At 61.8% G+C, this 17,386-nt stretch carries 13 protein-coding genes and 3 tRNA genes; 7 read left to right on the forward strand and 9 right to left on the reverse strand.

The annotated features are described in order from the left end of the window. Nucleotides 1–3: 3 nt before the first annotated feature. The 8 genes from EPN96_01395 to EPN96_01430 form a co-directional block, all read right to left on the reverse strand. The gene (locus EPN96_01395; GenBank protein ID TAL18450.1) at nt 4–2,073 is read right to left on the reverse strand and encodes an elongation factor G; all 2,070 of its coding nucleotides are present in this window, start codon (nt 2,071–2,073) and stop codon (nt 4–6) included. Between the two features lie 64 nt (nt 2,074–2,137). Then, nucleotides 2,138–2,902, reverse strand: a complete 765-nt coding sequence (locus tag EPN96_01400; protein TAL18451.1) for a type III pantothenate kinase — start codon at nt 2,900–2,902, stop codon at nt 2,138–2,140. A gap of 18 nt (nt 2,903–2,920) precedes the next feature. Then, nucleotides 2,921–3,913 (reverse strand): biotin--[acetyl-CoA-carboxylase] ligase, encoded by a 993-nt coding sequence (locus EPN96_01405; GenBank protein ID TAL18452.1) that lies wholly within the window; start codon nt 3,911–3,913, stop codon nt 2,921–2,923. 129 nt (nt 3,914–4,042) lie between these two features. Beyond that, a complete protein-coding gene (gene cobD, locus EPN96_01410; protein ID TAL18453.1) occupies nt 4,043–5,023 on the reverse strand; it encodes a cobalamin biosynthesis protein CobD in 981 nt (326 codons plus the stop codon). Between the two features lie 3 nt (nt 5,024–5,026). After that, nucleotides 5,027–6,109: a pyridoxal phosphate-dependent class II aminotransferase gene (locus EPN96_01415; GenBank protein TAL18454.1), complete on the reverse strand. Its 1,083-nt coding sequence runs from the start codon at nt 6,107–6,109 to the stop codon at nt 5,027–5,029. Then, nucleotides 6,102–7,211 carry a TIGR00303 family protein gene (locus EPN96_01420; protein TAL18455.1) on the reverse strand — a complete coding sequence of 370 codons (1,110 nt, stop codon included), beginning with the start codon at nt 7,209–7,211 and terminating at the stop codon, nt 6,102–6,104. The genes EPN96_01415 and EPN96_01420 overlap by 8 nt, the downstream gene beginning before the upstream one ends. Beyond that, nucleotides 7,208–7,936, reverse strand: a complete 729-nt coding sequence (locus tag EPN96_01425; protein TAL18456.1) for a hypothetical protein — start codon at nt 7,934–7,936, stop codon at nt 7,208–7,210. Before EPN96_01425 ends, EPN96_01420 begins: the two co-directional genes overlap by 4 nt. A gap of 19 nt (nt 7,937–7,955) precedes the next feature. Then, nucleotides 7,956–8,618, reverse strand: a complete 663-nt coding sequence (locus EPN96_01430) for a methyltransferase (protein TAL18457.1) — start codon at nt 8,616–8,618, stop codon at nt 7,956–7,958. A 155-nt stretch (nt 8,619–8,773) separates the two neighbouring features. Here EPN96_01430 and EPN96_01435 point away from each other — a divergent pair, with 155 nt between their 5' ends. The 6 genes from EPN96_01435 (at nt 8,774) to EPN96_01460 (ending at nt 11,608) form a co-directional block, all read left to right on the forward strand. Next, complete coding sequence (locus EPN96_01435) at nt 8,774–9,535, forward strand: phosphohydrolase (protein TAL18458.1); 762 nt, start codon at nt 8,774–8,776, stop codon at nt 9,533–9,535. Beyond that, complete coding sequence (locus EPN96_01440; protein ID TAL18459.1) at nt 9,535–10,446, forward strand: RsmB/NOP family class I SAM-dependent RNA methyltransferase; 912 nt, start codon at nt 9,535–9,537, stop codon at nt 10,444–10,446. Before EPN96_01435 ends, EPN96_01440 begins: the two co-directional genes overlap by 1 nt. Beyond that, nucleotides 10,421–10,891, forward strand: a complete 471-nt coding sequence (locus EPN96_01445; GenBank protein ID TAL18460.1) for a hypothetical protein — start codon at nt 10,421–10,423, stop codon at nt 10,889–10,891. Before EPN96_01440 ends, EPN96_01445 begins: the two co-directional genes overlap by 26 nt. Before the next feature lie 304 nt (nt 10,892–11,195). After that, a tRNA-Pro gene (locus EPN96_01450) sits at nt 11,196–11,272 on the forward strand. 15 nt (nt 11,273–11,287) lie between these two features. Beyond that, nucleotides 11,288–11,364, forward strand: a tRNA-Arg gene (locus EPN96_01455). Between the two features lie 168 nt (nt 11,365–11,532). Further along, a tRNA-His gene (locus EPN96_01460) sits at nt 11,533–11,608 on the forward strand. 594 nt (nt 11,609–12,202) lie between these two features. On the opposite strand, the gene EPN96_01465 is transcribed toward EPN96_01460, so the two are convergent. Beyond that, the gene (locus EPN96_01465; protein ID TAL18461.1) at nt 12,203–12,997 is read right to left on the reverse strand and encodes a redoxin domain-containing protein; all 795 of its coding nucleotides are present in this window, start codon (nt 12,995–12,997) and stop codon (nt 12,203–12,205) included. A gap of 156 nt (nt 12,998–13,153) precedes the next feature. Between EPN96_01465 and EPN96_01470 the strand changes: the two genes are divergently transcribed. Next, nucleotides 13,154–17,377 carry a glycogen debranching protein gene (locus EPN96_01470; protein ID TAL18462.1) on the forward strand — a complete coding sequence of 1,408 codons (4,224 nt, stop codon included), beginning with the start codon at nt 13,154–13,156 and terminating at the stop codon, nt 17,375–17,377. Nucleotides 17,378–17,386 lie beyond the last annotated feature (9 nt).

The raw sequence follows: 17,386 nt of genomic DNA on the forward strand, positions 1-17,386 counted from the left end.
TAGCTACTCCTCATCCTCTTCTACCGAGGATCCGGCAATTATCTTCTCGGCTAGCTGTGCAGGAACTTCCTCATAGTGGTCGAATTTCATTGTAAAGGTTCCGCGCCCCGATGTCATCGACCGAAGTCCTGGGGCGTACTCCTGAATCTCGACGAGGGGCACCTGCGAGTGAACCGCCTGCCAGCCCTTGCCGGGGTCCATCCCGAGAATCCTTCCCCTTCTGGAGTTCAGGTCGCCGATAACGTCGCCCAGACTCTCGTCGGGCACCAGCACGGTAACGTCCTGAATCGGCTCAAGGAGGATCGGCTTGCATTCCAGCGCGCCCTTCTTGAAGCCCACCGAACCGGCGATCTTGAAGGCCATTTCGGAGGAGTCCACGTCGTGGTACTTGCCGTCGAAGAGGGCGACCTCCACGTCAACGACTGGATATCCCGCGAGAACCCCCTTCTTCATGCGCTCTCTAACGCCGTTCTCGACGGCGGGTATGTAATTGCGGGGTATCGCGCCGCCGACGATCTTGTCAACGAACCTGAAACCCTCTCCTCGCGGGAGGGGGCGTATCTCTATCCAGGTGTCGGCGAACTGCCCTCTGCCTCCGGACTGCTTCTTGTGCCTGCCCTGGACCTTCGTCGAGCCCTTGAGGGTCTCGCGGTAGGGAATCTTCGGGGTTTTAAGCTCCATGTCGGCGCCGTACTTGCGCTTCATCCTCTCGGAGAGGATGTCGATGTGGAGGCGCCCCATGCAGGAGACTATCTGCTCGTGGGTCTCGTCGTTTCTCGTGACGTGGAGGGTCAGGTCCTCGTCCTGGAGGCGGCGGAGCCCCTGCCCCAGCTTGTCCTCGTCACCCTTGGACTTGGCGAAAGCCGCGAAGGAGATGAGGGCCTCCGGCGGCTCGGTGAAGGGAATGTGAAGAACCTTTTTCCGGTCGGAAAAGGTGTTTCCCGTCATCGTCTCCTTCAGCTTGGGCAGGGCGAAGATGTCGCCGGGACCCGCGTCGCCGAGGGGGATCAGTTCCTTGCCGAAGAGCGCCGTGACCTGGCCGAAGCGCTCGTCCACGTCCTTGGTGGCGTTGTAGTAGGTGGAATCGGCGCTCATCTTGCCCTGATAGACGCGGACGAGGTTCAGCCTGCCCGCGAAGGGGTCCGAAATTGTCTTGAAGACGAGGGCCGCGAGGGGCGCGTTTTCGTCGACCTTGAGCTTCTCGCCCTCCTTCGTCTCGACGGGGGCGCGGTCCGCCGGAGAGGGGAAGGCGGCATTGATCACGTCAAGGATGGCGGTCGCGCCGATGGCCTTGGGACCGACGGCGACCATCACAGGCACTATCTGGCCGGAAACCATGCCGGTCCGGAGGGCCTTGGACAGCTCTTCGGTGGAGATATCCTGCCCGTCGAAGAACTTCTCCATCAGGGTTTCGTCGGTTTCGACAAGGCCCTCTATCATGGCGTCCCTGGCGGCCGCTGCCTCGTCGGCGAGGTTCGCGGGAATCGGCCCCTCGACCCCCTTGCCGGATTCGTCGGCGAAAGCGACGGCCTTATTCTTGATGAGGTCAATGTAACCCTTGAAACCCGCCGCCTCTCCGATGGGGAGCATTATCTTCACGAAATTGGCCTCGAAGTGCTTGCGCAGGTATTCGAGGGTTCTTTCAAAGGAGGTGTTGTCCTTGTCGAGCTTGGTGATTACTGAGGCGCGGGGAAGGCCGAGGGAGAGCGCCTGCTCCCACATCTTTTCGGCCTCGAACTTTATGTCGCCGTCACCTCCCACCACCAGTATCGCGGCGTCGGCGGCGTGGAGACACCCCATGCCGTCGAAGAGAAACACGTCGTAACCGGGGGTGTCGAGGATCGTTATCTTGTTCTTCTGGTACTCGAAGCTGGCTACTCCGGTCGAGATGGTGAGGCGGTGCGACCTTTCCTCGGGCTCGAAATCGAGCAGGGAATTCATTTCGTCAACCTTGCCCAGACGCTTGGACGCCCCCGACACGAAGAGCATGGCTTCTCCAAGGCTGGTCTTTCCGCTTCCGCCGTGACCAATCAAGGCGACGTTCCGTATCTTGTCGATTTCAAACCTCTTCATCTACGCTCCTTTCACCCGGGCGGCCGGTCACCCTGCGCGCCCCAATTATCTTAATTAAAAGACCTTAAAGGTTTCTTGCGTAAATTATTCTGAGACCCTCCAGGGTCAGGAACTCGTCTACATAATCTATCGCCTTTATCTCGTCCGCTATCTGGCGGGCCGCTCCACCCGTGGCAACGACCAGGGGGTTCGTGCCGACCTCGTCCGTCAGCCTCTTTATCAGCCCCTCCACCATCGCCGCGTAGCCGTAATAGCTTCCCGCCTGCATGGCGTGGACGGTGTTCTTCCCTATGACCTGCGGAGGCTTCGCGAAGGCCACCTTGGGAAGCTTGCTCGCGCGGCTGAAGAGAGCCTCCATACTAACACCAATTCCCGGCGCAATCACCCCCCCCATGTAAGCCCCGTCGGGCGTGACGTAGTCAAAAGTCGTCGCAGTGCCGAAATCCACTATGATTACGGCCTTTTTGAAGCGCTCGTAGGCCGCGACGGCGTTTACTATCCTGTCGGCCCCCACCTCCCTCGGGTCGTCGTAGCGGATGGGCATGCCCGTGCGGATGCCGGGACCGATGCAGACAGGCTCCAGTCCCATGTAGACGCGGGCCACGTCGGCTATGACGCGGTTCAGGGCGGGAACCACCGAGGAGATTATCACGCCGTCGATGGCCTCGACGGGAATCTTCGCGAAATCGAAGAGCCCGCGAAGCAGGACTCCGTACTCGTCGGTGGTACGGTTCGGGTCGGAGCCGAGGCGCCAGTGGCCCTTCTGCTCTTCTCCGGAGAAGACCCCGAGGACGGTGTTGGTGTTGCCGATGTCTATAGCGAGAAGCATTTAAAACCCCATGCCCCCTTACTTTCTGGTTGTCGAAAAGCTTACGTCACCCGCCAGAATCCTCTTGATTCCGCCGCCGGTCTCAAGTTCGAGCGCGCCGTCCTCAGCGAGGCCGAGAACCTTCCCCCGAAGCTCGCCGCCGCGGGAGACCACCGTAACCTCGCGCCCGGCCATACGGAAAAGCCTCCCCCACCTCTCCCTGAAAGGGCCGAAACCCTCGCTTGAGAAGAGGAAGTAATCCCCTTCAAGCCGTTGGAGGTAGGCCGAGAGCACCTCCACGGGGGCCGGACAATCCGCTTTTGAAAACTCTTCGAGCGTCGCGGCGCTTTCGCGGAACTCTTCCGGAAACCTCGCCGGGGTTCCCAATACGTTCACCCCGACGCCGAGGGAAAGGTAGTCGATTCGCACACCCTCAACCCGCGATTCGAGGAGTATCCCCGCGACCTTGCGACCGCCGAGAAGCACGTCGTTGGGCCATTTCACCTCCACCGCCTCCCCTTCGACCCAGCCGAGAAGGGTTTCGGCGAGGGAGATAGCCGCGACGAAGGTCAGGAGCGGGGCCAGCGAAAGCTCCACCTCGGGCCGGAGTATCACCGTCATGGCGAGGCTCTCGCCCGGCTCTCCGAACCACTGCCTTCCCAGCCTTCCCCTGCCCGCGCTCTGGCTGTCTGCGGTGACGAGAGCCCCTTCCGGCGCTCCGCCTTCCGCCCACTCCGCCGCCCGGCGGCTGGTCGAATTCGTGGCGGCGTAGTGGCGGTGGTGCCTGCCGAAGGTCTTGGTCCCAAGGAGGGCCGAAAGCTCGCCCGGCCGTAGCGTCCCCTTCCCCCCGGCGAGCCGGTAGCCGAGGCCGTGGACGCTCTCGACGACGTAGCCTTCCTCGCGAAGGGCGGTGACCGACTTCCACACCGCCGCCCGGGTTACGCCGAGCGACGCTGCCAGCTCCTGCCCTGAAACCGGTTCGCCCCCGGCCTCTATCAGCGCTTTGAGGACCGAGTCAACGAGGGTTGCCATTTAAAAAATCCGCTTTTGTGTCAATCACTTCCACAGCCAAAAAGCAAATATCTACACTAGCAAATCGCCGTTTGCGGTGTCAACGCATAACGGTTTTCCAAAGCGCCTCCCGCCATTTAAACCCGCCCGTCAGCTCTGAAAAAACCAGAGGCACCCCCCGAAGAGGAGGAGGGCAAAAAGAGAGAGGAGCCGGGTGAGCGTCAGGGCGCTTAAAACCTTTTTCGGCGTGAGGGGTTCGATATCGTCGCCGATGAAGGGCGAAGCCCTCTCCACACCCTTGTAGACGTTGGTTCCGCCGAGGCAGACGCCGAGCGCCCCCGCGTAGGCCGCCTCCGGGTAGCCGGAATTGGGGGAGGCGTGGAGGCGGGCGTCGCGAAAGGCGATTTTGAGCGCCCGAAGCCCCTTTCCCGGTCCGAAGAGCGCGGAAAGCGCGACCAGAAACAGGGTCAGCCTTGCCGGTACGTAATTGAAAAGGTCATCGGCGCGGGCGGAGACCTTGCCGAAATCCTTGTATCTCTCGCTCCGGTAGCCGACCATCGAATCGAGGGTGTTGACCGCCTTGTACGCTAGCCCCAGCGCCGGGCCAAAGCCCAGCGCGCCCCCGAGGGCGAGGTAGAAGAGGGGTGCGACGACTCCGTCGGAGCTGTTCTCCGCCGCCGTCTCGAAAGCGCCCCTGAGTATCTCCCTCTCGGAGAGATTTTCGGTGTCGCGCCCGACTATCATCGAGAGGTGTTTCCGTGCCTCTTCCAGCCTCTTTTCCTTTACCGCCACCGCTACGCGCCGCACCTGCCTGTCGAGGTCGCGGGTGGCGACGCAGAAGAAGGCCAGAACCACCCCCACCGCGCGCCCGAGGTTTTCGTCGTACCTCCCTAGCAGCGCGACAGCGCCGAAACCTGCCGCAAAGACTATGCCCACGGTGAGGAGAAACAATATCCCTCCCCTAAGGACCCTTCCGGTTCCGGCGCTCTTCCCGTAGAGAGCCTTTTCCAGAAAAGCTATCAGCTTCCCGGTGAGCACCACGGGGTGCAGGCGCGACAAGACCGGGGGGTCGCCGATGATCAGGTCGAGCCCCCAGGCCGCCGCGAGGTCAAGGTGGGTGAAGGGGATCATCGCCTAAAGCGGCTGGCCCGCGGTCCCCGATATCTTCTGGAGGTGCCTGACGAGGTCGGCGTTCTCCCCCACGGTTCTCACCGCCACGCGGACGTAGCGCGAGCCGAGGCCGAAGCTGCCGCAGTGGCGCACGAGGGTCCCCACGCGGCGCAGCTTCGCATAAAGCTCGTCGGCGTTAGGGGCGGGGGGATCGAGGCGTACGAGGAGGTAGTTCACCTCGGAGGGAAGCGGGGTCATGCCGGGAATCGCTTTCAGTCCGGCGACCAGCTTTTCCCGCGAGCGCAGGAGATAGTCCCTGCTCCTCGCGGCCCAGTTGTCGTCGGAGAGGCAGTGTGCCGCCAGCACCTGCGCCGGGACGCTGACCGACCAGGGAAGCTGGAGGGCGGAGATTCTCTTGACGAGTTCGCACCCCGCGCTGAGGAACCCCGCCCGTATCCCGGGTATCGCGTAAAACTTGGTCAGGGAGCGGATAACCACGAGACCGGGCTCGTCGCAGGGGAGGTCGAGAACCGAGCAGCGGGGGCAATAGTCCGCGAAGGCTTCGTCAACCGCCAGAACCGCTCCCGCGCTGCTTATTCCCCTCGCCAGCGCCAGCACCTCTTCCCTCGCCAGCACCGCGCCGGAGGGGTTTCCGGGGTTGGAGAAGAGGACAAGGTCGCCCGGGCGCACGGCTTTGAGCAGTTTCCCGGGATTTATCCCGAACCCCGTCTCCTCGTCGCGCGGGATTCTCACAATCTCGACGCCCGCAGGCGCGCAACGCTCGTAGAGGCCGAAATCCGGCGGGCAAAGAAGCAGCCTCTTCACCGCCAGCGACCGTATGACGAGGTCCAGAAGCTCGGCCGAGCCGTTCCCGCAGAGCACCTCTCCCCCCGAAAGCTCGTAGCGCCCCCGTATCGCGGCGACAAGCGCCCTCCAGTGGCGGTCGGGATAGTGGAGCACCTCCCCCCAGTGCTCCTCCAGGGCTTTGGTCAGCCCGTCGGGGTAGCCGAGGGGGTTTATGGAGGCGGAAAAATCGCACAGGACCGGCCCCTCCTCCCTGGAGTAGAGGTCGCCTCCGTGATCCTGCGGTATAAAGTTCTCAGCCATTAAGTCCTTCCGTAATCTTCTCTATCTTTTCGACCAGCCGGCCGTGTGAAACGTTCGCGACTCCGAAAGCGCCGAAAGCCGCCGCCCCCGCGCCCACGCCTTCCTTTACAAGCCCCTCCTCATACATGCGAAGGCCCTGGAGCCTCGAACCTCCGAAATCCAGCCAGGCCGCCAGCGCCGGGACCTCGTCGTTTATCTCCAGAAGTATCCCGCGAAGGTCCGCCGACGGGTCGGCGGCGACCCAGCTCGTTGTGGCGAGCCCGATGTTCCGGAGGTTCCCCTCCTCGCCTTCCTTTACCAGCCTGCAGATGAGGGCGTAGACGGCGGCCATCTGGGTTCCCCCGCCGAGCACCACAGGGACGCGCTTGCTGGCTTCGAGGGCCATCAGCGCGACTGCGGGCTGCATCGGGTCGCCCACGGCGGAAGCTATCTCCATTCCCGTTGAACCGGCTTTAAGGGCGGCGTTTTTCAGCGCGGTCCTGACAACCTCCTCCTTCTGGGAGTGGTTTCCCCCCGGCATAGAGGAGGAAACCTTGCCGAGCGCGTCTATGCCCAGCGCCAGCAGAATGGAAAGAGCCGTCGTGGTCCCTCCCGGCACCGATTCGGAGAGGATGAGCCACTCCTTCTGGCAGGCCAGCACCCTTCCGGCGGCGCGGCACCTGTCGGCGAAATCGGCGGGCAAATCGAGCGCCTTCCCGGTCCTGATATCTTTCCCCGGTTTTAGCTTCAAATCCAGTATCGGGGTCGCCGGGGGGACTTCGGTGCCGGAATCGACGATTACCGGGGCGATCTCCATCTCCTTCAGCGAGGCGTGGGTTATCACCACTGGGCTGGGGGGGCCGAGGGGGTTGCGGGGGATGTCGGGAAGGGTTACGGGCCTTCCGTAAACGAGGAACTCCGCGTCGAGGGCGGCGGTATAGCGCCGCTTTTCAGGGGTAGCCCCGGCTGCCGAGATGCCCTCGATCAGCGCCGTTTCGGTCGAGCCGATGACGCAGGCGAAGAGGGGCGCGCCCGAAAGGCCCGATATAAACTCCAGCGACCTCTTTTCGTGGGTTACCGCGCGAATGCGCCCGTCCTCGAAGGCGGGGACGAAAAAGCTCATCTTCCATCCTCATTTATATCGCACGCCTTCGCCAGCGAAAGGGCGAGGGCGAGGCCGGGGGAGGGGTTTTCGGAGTCCGCGAAGTGAATCCTCCCGATGTATTTTTGCAGAAGCGGAGCGGGAGAAAGCGGCGTGCCCCACTCCTTAACGGCGTAAAGGGCCGATTCCAGTTCCCCGGCAATCTCGTGGCCTGCAAAACCCGTCACCAGATGGACGTAGGAGCGCTCCTCCCTCATCAGCGGCAGGAGCCGGTCGAGGAGAGAGGGGAAGAACTCCCCGGTTTTTGAAGGCAGGCCGCGCCAGAGAACACCGCCCGCCTTCTCGAATTCTCCGATTTCCGCTTTCCCGCCGTTTTTTGCCGGAAGTTTTTCAAGCGCCGGTTTTCTTATAATAGCTACCGCCGAACCCTCGCCTTCGAGGGCGAAAAAAGCGACGTGGTTCCAGACCTTGCTCGCCGTAACAGGGAAAGGCAGCCGTTCCTTGTCCCACGGGGTATTTGAAAGCTCAAGAACCGCCCCCGCGCCCCAGAATTCCCTGACCGCCGAGGAAAGCTCCTCTCTCCTTGAAAAAATTTCCGCTCCCGGCCACCCCTCGCCCGGCGCTCGTATCTCCACCCTCCGGCCGGAACTGCCGATGGAGCGCGCGCCGTCGAGGAGGCGGGCGAGTTGCGGCTTCCGGCTCCTGAGCCAGAGGAGAAAGTTCTGCGGGGTTCTATCGAAATCCATTTAGCGGTTCTTCAAGCCTTCAGGCTGTGCGCCTTCTCGTCCTTAGCAGTTTGTGGATCCAGATTGCGTGGGTCCGCCCGTCAATGGTCACCTCTTCTAGGTGGAGTGTTCGCTTGAACCCCTCCCCTTCGAGCCTTTCCACGGAATTTCGCGCGATCTTCCGCCACGGCTCCGCCACCAGCGCCATCCCTCCGGGGGCGGTCGTCCTTTTCAGGGCGCGAAGGAAGGGCTCGATGAAGCGGCTCTCGTAGATGACGTCCGAAGCCAGCACCAGCCGCGCCGAAAGGTTTCGCGGGGGGTCGCGCCAGTCGAAAATCCGCGTCAGCCCCGGTCTGCCGGTGTTTAGAGCGTGGTTCGCCCTCGCGAACCGGAGCGCGTCCCGCTCGTAGTCGGTGAAGGTAACCCTCGCGCCCCGAAGCGCCGCGACGACCCCGCAAAGGCCGGTGCCGCACCCAAGTTCTATCGCGGGAAGGCCAAAGGGAATATCCATCCGCGAAATATACGCCGCCAGCCCCAGCGAGGAGGGCCAGACCTCCGACCAGTAGGGGAAGCGCTCGTCCACGGCGAAGGTGGCAGGATCGACCGAATCCGCCAGGGCGTTGGGATCGGCGACGCGGTAAAGGGAAACCGCCAGCTTCCCGGCCCGCACCTTCGTCAGGGCAACGTCGAGCCCTTTCGGCAAAAATCTTTTAGCTAAAATCGCACTTGTCCTTTTAAAACAGCATATCTTCTGGCGAGCCCCCCAGTCCACGCAAAAACACTGGCTTTTGGCGCTCCCCGCTGGTAGATGTGCTCTGGATAATAACCGGGAAAATCGATTTTGAGCCAAGGATTTTAATGCGCGTATTCGCCATCTCCGACCTCCACCTCTCCTTTTCGGGGCAAAAGCCGATGAGCGTCTTCGGCCCCTGCTGGGACAACCACGCCCAAAGAGTCGAAAAAGAGTGGAGAAGCGAGGTTTCGGAGAGGGACATCGTCTGCCTCGCCGGGGATTTTTCCTGGGCGACGAAGCTCCCTGAGGTCCTGCCCGAACTGGAATGGCTCGGCTCCCTACCCGGAAGGAAGGTGCTAATAAAGGGCAACCACGATTACTGGTGGCCTTCCATATCGAAATTACGGAGCGCACTCCCGGAGGGCGTCTTCGCCCTCCAGCACGACAGCGTGATTATCGACGGTATCGGCTTCGCGGGGGCGCGCGGTTGGGTGGACCCCTCGCTCGACCTCACGCCCCTCTACCCGGCGCGAAAGGACGAGAGCGGGGATATCTTCTACTCGATACTGGGCGAGGAGGAAGACAAAAAGCATTACGACAGGGAGGTGGAGCGCCTGCGTATGAGCCTCGCTTCCCTAAGGGGCGAAACGAGGCTCAGAATCGCGCTGCTCCACTTCCCCCCCGCCTCGCCGGCGATGGAGCCGACGAAGGTGACGGAGCTTCTGGAGGAATTCGGGGTCGATCACGCGGTCTTCGGCCACCTCCACCTCTCGGGGGAGAGCGGCTTTAAAAATCCTTACGGAAAAAGGAATAACGTGACCTATCACCTTACCAGCGCGGATTTTATCGGCTTCACCCCCGCGCTCATAGCCGAAGTGGACTCGTAATGGCGAATCCGGCAAGAAGGCTCGACCATTACGCCGATCTGATCCCCGAGTTCGAGGATTTTCTGCGCGCCGTGAAGACCGCCCCTCCCTCGCACATCCGGGTGAACACCCTTAAGGCGACGCCTGAAGAGGTAGTGAGAAACCTCGAAGGGCTCGGCTTCGCGCTCAAGCCGGAGCCCTTCAGCGACATAATATTCCGCGTCGAGAAGGCCCCGATGCCGCTGGGCTCGACCCTCGCCCATGCTCTCGGTCTCATCTACATGCAGAGCGCCTCCTCCGCCGTTTCCGCCCTCGCCCTCGGCGCGAAGCCGGGCGACAGGGTGCTGGACCTTTGCGCCGCCCCCGGCTCGAAGACCACCCTCATCGCGCAGATGATGGGTAACACCGGCCTCATTGTCGCCAACGAGCCGAGCCACAAGCGGATAACATCGCTGAACGCGAACCTGCGCCGCGTGGGCGTAGCGAACACGATAATCACCTGCTACTCGGGGCAGAACTACCCGCTTCGGACGAAATTCAACAAAATACTCGTCGACGCCCCTTGCTCCGGCGAAGGGACCTGGCGCGGCCTCGACTCGCGCCCCCGCGACAACACCGAAGACACCCGCGACCGGATGACCGAGCGGCAGGAGGGGATACTCCGGCAGGCCCTCGAAATACTGGAGGAGGGCGGGGAGCTTGTCTACTCCACCTGCACCTACGCCCCCTCGGAGAACGAGCTTATAGTCGCCCCCTTCATCGAGAAACACGGTCTTCGCGTCCTCCCGCTGGGCCTCGGTCTGCCCGCGGTGGACGGCCTCACCGAGTGGCAGGGGAAAAAACTGCCCGGCGAACTCAAAAATGCCGCCCGGCTCTACCCGCACTACTTCGATTCGGAGGGATTCTTTGTCATTCGACTGGCTAAATCCTAAAGAGAGCCACAAGGCCCTCTCCTCGCTTAGCGAGCGCTTCGGGATCGACCCCGAGGTCTTCACGGGCTACCGCCTTTTCAAGAAGGGCGACCAGATCTTCATCGTCCGCGAAGAGGCCGTGGAGGCGGAAAAACTTCTCTTTCCGGTGGAAGGGGGTATACCGCTGCTCAAAGAAAGCCACAGCGGGGCCATGAAACCCGCGACCGGGGGCATACTCCTCTTCGGCGTCCACGCAACCCGCGCCGTCGCCGAGATAACCGCGAGCGACCTGAAAGCGCTGACCGAGGGGAGAAGCCTCGAAGCGGGCGAGGGCAAGGGCTTCGTCATACTGAAAGTGGGAGGGAAGGTCGCCGGGATGGGGCTCCTTCGCGACAGGAAGATAGTGAGCCAGCTTCCGAAGTGGATGACGGAGACTTTGAGGATGCGGGGCGACGAGCACTTCTGACCCGGCTTCCTGTTTCGGCTATGCCTGCCCCCGGAAGCCTCTACCGGGGGTCGTTTCTCGGGCGCGGGTCTTGGCGTATAGACGACGATACTGCCTTCGACCGCGCGCCCTGCGGACTCCTTGCCCTTCGCCAAAACAGTTTGCCGGAAGGCGAAGGAAAATCCGGCGCGAAATCGAAAGACGTTTATGGAACCTCGGAAGCGGGGCCGGACGGAATTTCGGGTTTCCGGAAGTCAAAAAAGGTCGCGACGGCCTCTACCTTCTTGTATTACACTTTATGTTGTGTTAGCTTTTGCGTCCTCATCGGGACGTGGCGCAGCCTGGTAGCGCACCTGCCTTGGGCGCAGGGGGTCGAAGGTTCAAATCCTTTCGTCCCGACCACAAGAAGGGAAACGCGCGCCTGTAGCTCAGTCGGACAGAGCAACGGCCTTCTAAGCCGTGGGTCAGGGGTTCGAATCCCTTCAGGCGTGCCAATATATTTACAACCGCTTGGGAGTTGCGTCTAAATCGCTTTAAAAACCGTCGCGGAAGCCACGGAGACGCGGAGCGAGACGCGAGACATAACTTATTGTTAGGCGAGCGTGGAGCGAGCACGCGACGAAGCATACGAGGCTTTAAGCAGGTTTTTAAAGCGATTTATGGTGGGTGTAGCTCAGTTGGTAGAGCATCGGATTGTGGCTCCGGTTGTCGTGGGTTCAAGCCCCATCACTCACCCCATAAATGACAAGGGCTTACGGGTAAAACCGTAAGCCCTTTGTTTTTGGCCGGAACAAAGTCAGAGATAAACTAACACCAATAAAACCTGAATGTAATTATATAGTTGCGGGGCTATTCGACCCTGCGCCCCAACACCGCTTCTTTTGACCGCCCAAAGGTAGATTTTCTACACATATCTCGAATAGCTGTAAACAAACTACTTTCGAGGCCAAAAACATTTCATTATCCCGTTTTTGGACGAGCCATCCTTTCGTCTCCCCCTCGTGGCCCGTAGGTGACGCAGGGAGCGGAGGCGGAAAGGGCGGCGGGGGGGGTCTTAGTGAGCGCAGCGAACGGGTGCCCCCTCACGCCCCCGCCGCAGCGACCGGTCGCTCGAAGAGCGAGCGGCTCCTCCCGGGCCGATTTCTTGGGTACTTCTTTATAAAAGAAGTACCAAGGGCGCGGGGCAAAGCCCCGCTAGCTGTAAAACCTGCGAAACACACAAAAGTCACTGGTTTCCCGCATTCGCGGGAATGACGAAGGAGAAGTGGTGCGTTACGCCGCTTCGCGGCTAACACACCCTACATATCTAAAACCCATCCTACACACCTGTATCTATTTGGCCAGAGTTTTCAGCCTGGCTCTCGTTTCCTCGGCTTTCGCGGGTTCGCCGACCTTTTCGTACAGCTCCACGAGCAGGACGAGCGCTTCGGCGTAGTTGGGGTCTTCTTCCATCGCCTTCCCAATCGCCTCTATCGCCTTGTGGGGCATCCCCCTTTTCTGGAATAGCTGCGCCGATCTCAGGTACCTGACCGCCTTGCCCGCAGCTGCAACGTGTATCTCGGGTTCCTTCGGCTTCGCCCCGAGGCCGAGCATGCCGTCCACCTTTTCACGAAGTTCGTCGCGCATCGAGGTGGGGTAGCCGGAGAGAGCGTAGACGATGGTGGAGGAGGAATCGAGGAGAAGGGTGGAGGGGAGGGCGCTGACGCCGTACTCGTTGTAAAGGGTGAGAGACTTGTCCATAAGCACCGGGTATTTGGCCCCGGCGAGGGAGACGGCGGCCCTGTAAAGGCCCATTTCCCCAGGCACGAACTCCTGATGCTCGGCGTTTATCGCGATTACCTGTAACCCCGCCCCGCTGCGCTTTTCGTAGATTTTCTGATAGTCGGCGAGCGCCTCTACGCTTCGCGGCGACCAGGAGGCCCAGAAGATAACGAGGGTTGCCTTCTCACCAAGGTTTTTGGAGAGGGAAAAGTCCTTGCCGTCGATGGTTTCGAGGGTGAAGTCCTCTATCTTCGAGCCTTCCTGCACTCTCCTAAAGGCGCTGGCGTGGGCCGCCGACACGAGGATGCACGCCAGAAGAAGCAGCGCGCCTATTCCGGCTTTGCCCGTTATGGTTTTTATCGTCATCTTTTAAATCCCGTTCTATCCGTTAACGTTTCATTAAATATACCGGGTACGGCGAAAAAAGCAGGGAAAGGTTTTTCCCTCTAAGGATTCAGAGGTGAACCGGTATATGCTAAAATCATTACTGCTAACGGACGCCCTCCCCGAGGTGGCTAAACTATGATACAAACCCCCTCCCCCGGAGCCGAACTGGTCCGCTTCACCGGCGACCTTCTGACGGTTACCCTCGAGACGCAAAAGGACAAGGGCGTCGAGGCGTACCTGCGGACGACTCTCGGGAGGGCGGGAGTGCGAAGGCGCGAGATAATCGATGAGGTCGAGGCGGGCGTTCCGAGGCTCGACCGCGACTGGCGCGACCTGCGCATGGAGCGCAAAGGGCCGGGAGTTTTTTCCGTCACCTTCCCCCTCCTCGAAACCGGCGTCTTCTGGGCGAAGGCTTTCTGCCTGCCTCGCGGCGGCGAGCCCCAGTGGCCTTCCGGCGGGAACATTCGCATAAAGGTTATTTCCGCCGAGTATTCCTTCGCCAACACCATCTATTCCGCTTTCGTCAGGCAACACTCGCAGACCCTTCCCGGCCCGGCGGAACTCAGCCAGAACGTCGAAAAACTGGAGGAGGAGGGGTATACGGTCATCCCCCCTTCCGGGCGCTTCCGCGATTTTAGCGAGCGCATACCCTTCATCGTGGAGACCCTCGGCTTTCGCATTATCCAGCTTCTTCCGGTGCACCCGGTCCCCACCACCTACGGCAGGATGGGGAGGTTCGGAAGCCCCTTCGCGTCGCTGGACTTCATGGACACCGATCCGGCGATGGCGGAATTCGACAGGAGGACCACCCCGCTGGACCAGCTTCGCGAGCTGGTGGACAAGAGCCACTCCCTTCACGCGAAGGTCTTTCTGGACATCCCGGTAAACCACACCGGCTGGGCCTCCTGGCTTCAGATTCACCACCCGGAATGGTTCGCCCGCTCCAGCGACGAATCCTTTCTCTCCCCCGGCGCGTGGGGGGTGGTCTGGAGCGACCTTTCCAAGCTCGACTACTCCTCGAAACACCTCTGGCGCTACATGGCGGAGGTCTTTCTCTGGTGGTGCAGGCTGGGGGTGGACGGTTTTCGGTGCGACGCGGGGTACATGGTCCCGGTGGAGGCCTGGCGCTACATGGTGGCCAAGGTCAGGGAGGAGTTCCCCGACACCGTCTTTTTCCTCGAAGGGCTCGGGGGACCGCTCTGGACGATGGAATCTTTGCTGGTCGAAGCCGGTCTGGACTGGGCTTACTCGGAACTCTTCCAGAATTACACGCGCGACCAGCTCGACGCCTACATCCCCTGGTCGGACGGAGTATCGCGATTAAAGGGGCCTCTCATCCACTTCGCCGAGACCCACGACAACGACAGGCTGGCCGCCCGCTCGGAGAATTACGCAAGGATGCGGTGCGGCCTTAGCGCCCTGGTATCCCAGTGGGGCGGCTTCGGCCTCACCAACGGCGCGGAGTGGCTGGCCACAAAAAAGATAGAGGTCCACGAGGCGGGCGAACTCAACTGGGGCGCGGCGCACAATCAGGTGGACTGGATCGCGAAACTCAACACCCTCCTTTCGACCCATCAGACCTTCGTCAACGAGGCGGAACTGAAAATCGTCGGCTGCCTTAAGAACCGCTCGGCGCTCGCCGTCAGGAGAAGCTGCGGGGGCTCGGCGGTGCTGGTAATAGCCAACCTCGACACCGAAAAGGAGGGGACAGTCCGCTGGAAACGGCAGGACTTCCCCTTCGACAAGGCCGAGGCGGTCGATCTGCTCTCCCGGAAGGCGGTAAGCGTCGGAACCCAGAAGGAGGAACACCTGCTGACCCTCCGGGCCGGCGAGGTCCTCTGCCTCGGCTACGCCCACGAGCGCCACGGGGAGGACTTTCGGGCGCTGATGAGCCAGCGGATGGCGAGGCGCTCGCTCCTTCGCCTCGCGAAGGTCTGGGGAAAGGCCGGTGAGATTACCCCCGAAAGGCTTATGGAACTGGAGAGTATTCATCAGGGCGACCCCTACCTCCTTTGCGCCGAGCTTTCCGGCTGCCCCCTGCCGCCGGTTTCGCGGTGGCGCTACCCCTCCGACCTGCGCCGCGTCCTCCCCCTTCCCCCCGGAAACGTCCTTCTGGCCGAGTCAAAGGAGGATTTCGAGCTGACTCTGGTGAGCGGGGGAAAGGTGCTTTTAAGGGAAAGGGCCATACGCTCATCGGGAGGAGATTATTTCGTCCTCGTCCCTCCGCTCGGCGAGAAACACGAGACGCAAAGAACCGTCGAGCTGGAGATTCTGGTCTACGGCCGGGTGGCGGCGCGGTACAAGGGAAAGGCGCTGCTCCTCGGCGGCGGGGAGGATACGGCGGTGACGATGTACCGTCCCGCCGCGAAAGGGTTTCCCCCCCGCAGCCACGCGATTCTCTCCAACCGAAGGGGGACGATGGCGATGGCGCGCGCCCGGTGGGGCCACCTCGAAAGCGTTTACGACGCCTTCCTTAGCGCCAACCCCTCCGGAACCGACCCCTCCGACAGGTGGGTCTTCCTGCGAAGGTGCAGGGCGTGGCTGGTGTACCGGGGATATTCGAGAGAGCTTTCCGCCGAGTGCATGACAGGCTTTGCGGTAGACGACAACTGCCACATGGCCTGGTTTTTCGAGATTCCCTGCGGGATGGGCAAGTACGTGAGAATCGAGGCCCGCCTCTCCATCCTCCCCTCCCAAAACGCGGTGGAGCTGAAGTTCCTCCGGCCCACGGGAGTCATCGAGGAGGAACTGCCCCCCGACGAGCCTGTGGCGATTATCGTCCGGCCGGATATCGAGGACCGCCCCTGCCACGGCGTGACGAAGGCGTGGATGGGGGCCGAAGCGAGGTTCCCCGGAGCCGTTTTCCCCTCCAAGGAGGGTTTCGCCTTCAGGCCCGACCCCTTCCGCTCCTTTGAAATGCGCTTTTTCGACTCGCTCTTCACAAGCGAGCCGGAGTGGCTCTACAACGTCGCCCATCCCTTCGAGGAGGGGCGCGGGCTGGAGTCGCGAAGCGACCTTTTCAGCCCCGGCTATTTTCGGATGGAGCTTCGGGGCGACGGCGTCGTCTCGTCGCGGGCATGGGCGCTCTTCGGGGGAGAGGGGGAACCCGAGTGGCCGGCGCCCGTGAGGGAGGGCAAGTTTCACCGCGAGGTCCCTATCGCCGAGGCTCTCGAATCCTCCGCCTCCGCTTTCGAGGTTCAAAGAAGCGGCTCCGTATCCCTTCTGGCCGGTTTCCCGTGGTTCCTTGACTGGGGCAGGGATTCGCTCATAGCCGCTCGCGGGCTCATAGCGATGGGAAAAACCTCCACGGCGGCGAAGGTGATTACCTCTTTCGCCGCGATGGAAAGGGAGGGGACCCTGCCCAACGCGCTTCGGGGAAGCGATTCCTCCAACCGGGATACCTCCGACGCCCCCCTGTGGCTCGCGGTCGCGGCCTTCGAGTACGCCGCGGCCACCGGAAACGAGGATTTCTGGGAAACCGCCCTAGGCAAAAGGACGCTCCGGGAGGTAATCGTCTCCATCGCGAAGAGCTACATCCGGGGCACCCCCAATTCGATAATCATGGACCCGGCCACCGCTCTGGTCTTCAGCCCCGCCCACTACACCTGGATGGACACGAATTTTCCCGCCGGAACTCCCCGGGAAGGTTATCCCGTCGAGATTCAGGCGCTCTGGTACAAGGTTCTCCGGGGGCTCTCCGGAATCGACGGTTCTGAAAACTGGGCTGCGCTGGCCGGTCAGGCGAGATCCTCCATACTTGAACTCTTTTATTCTCAAAAAAGGGGGTTTATGTCGGACTGCCTCCACGCCGCGCCGGGGCAGGGAGCGAGGGAAGGCGTTCCCGACGACCACCTGCGTCCGAACCAGCTTTTCGCCGTCACCCTCGGAGCGGCGGGAACGAGCGAGGCTCACGGGATAATCGAGGCGTGCAGGGAGCTGCTGGTTCCGGGCGGCATGAGGAGCCTCGCGGACAGGGAGGTGGCCTTCCCCCTCCACATCGAGCAGGGCGGCAAGCTCCTCTCCGACCCCAGGCACCCTTACCGGGGCCGCTACGAGGGGCCGGAGGACTTTTCCCGGAAGCCCGCCTACCACAACGGCACCGCCTGGACCTTCCTTCTCCCCTCCTTTTGCGAGGCCCTCTACCTAACCCTGGGAGAGTGCGCCAGGGCGGAAGCGCTTTCGCTGATGAGCTCCTGCGGCGCGGTGATGGAGGCGGGATGTCTGGGCCACGTGGCGGAGATTATGGACGGCGACGCCCCCCATTCGCTTCGCGGCTGCGGGGCGCAGCTCTGGGGAGCGACCGAGGCGTACAGAATTTTTGTGTTATTGAAAAACAGGAGTAGAATTATTAAGGGCTGATATAAACCT

It is taken from the genome of bacterium, assembly GCA_004322275.1.
Lineage (GTDB): Bacteria > Desulfobacterota > Deferrisomatia > Deferrisomatales > BM512 > SCTA01.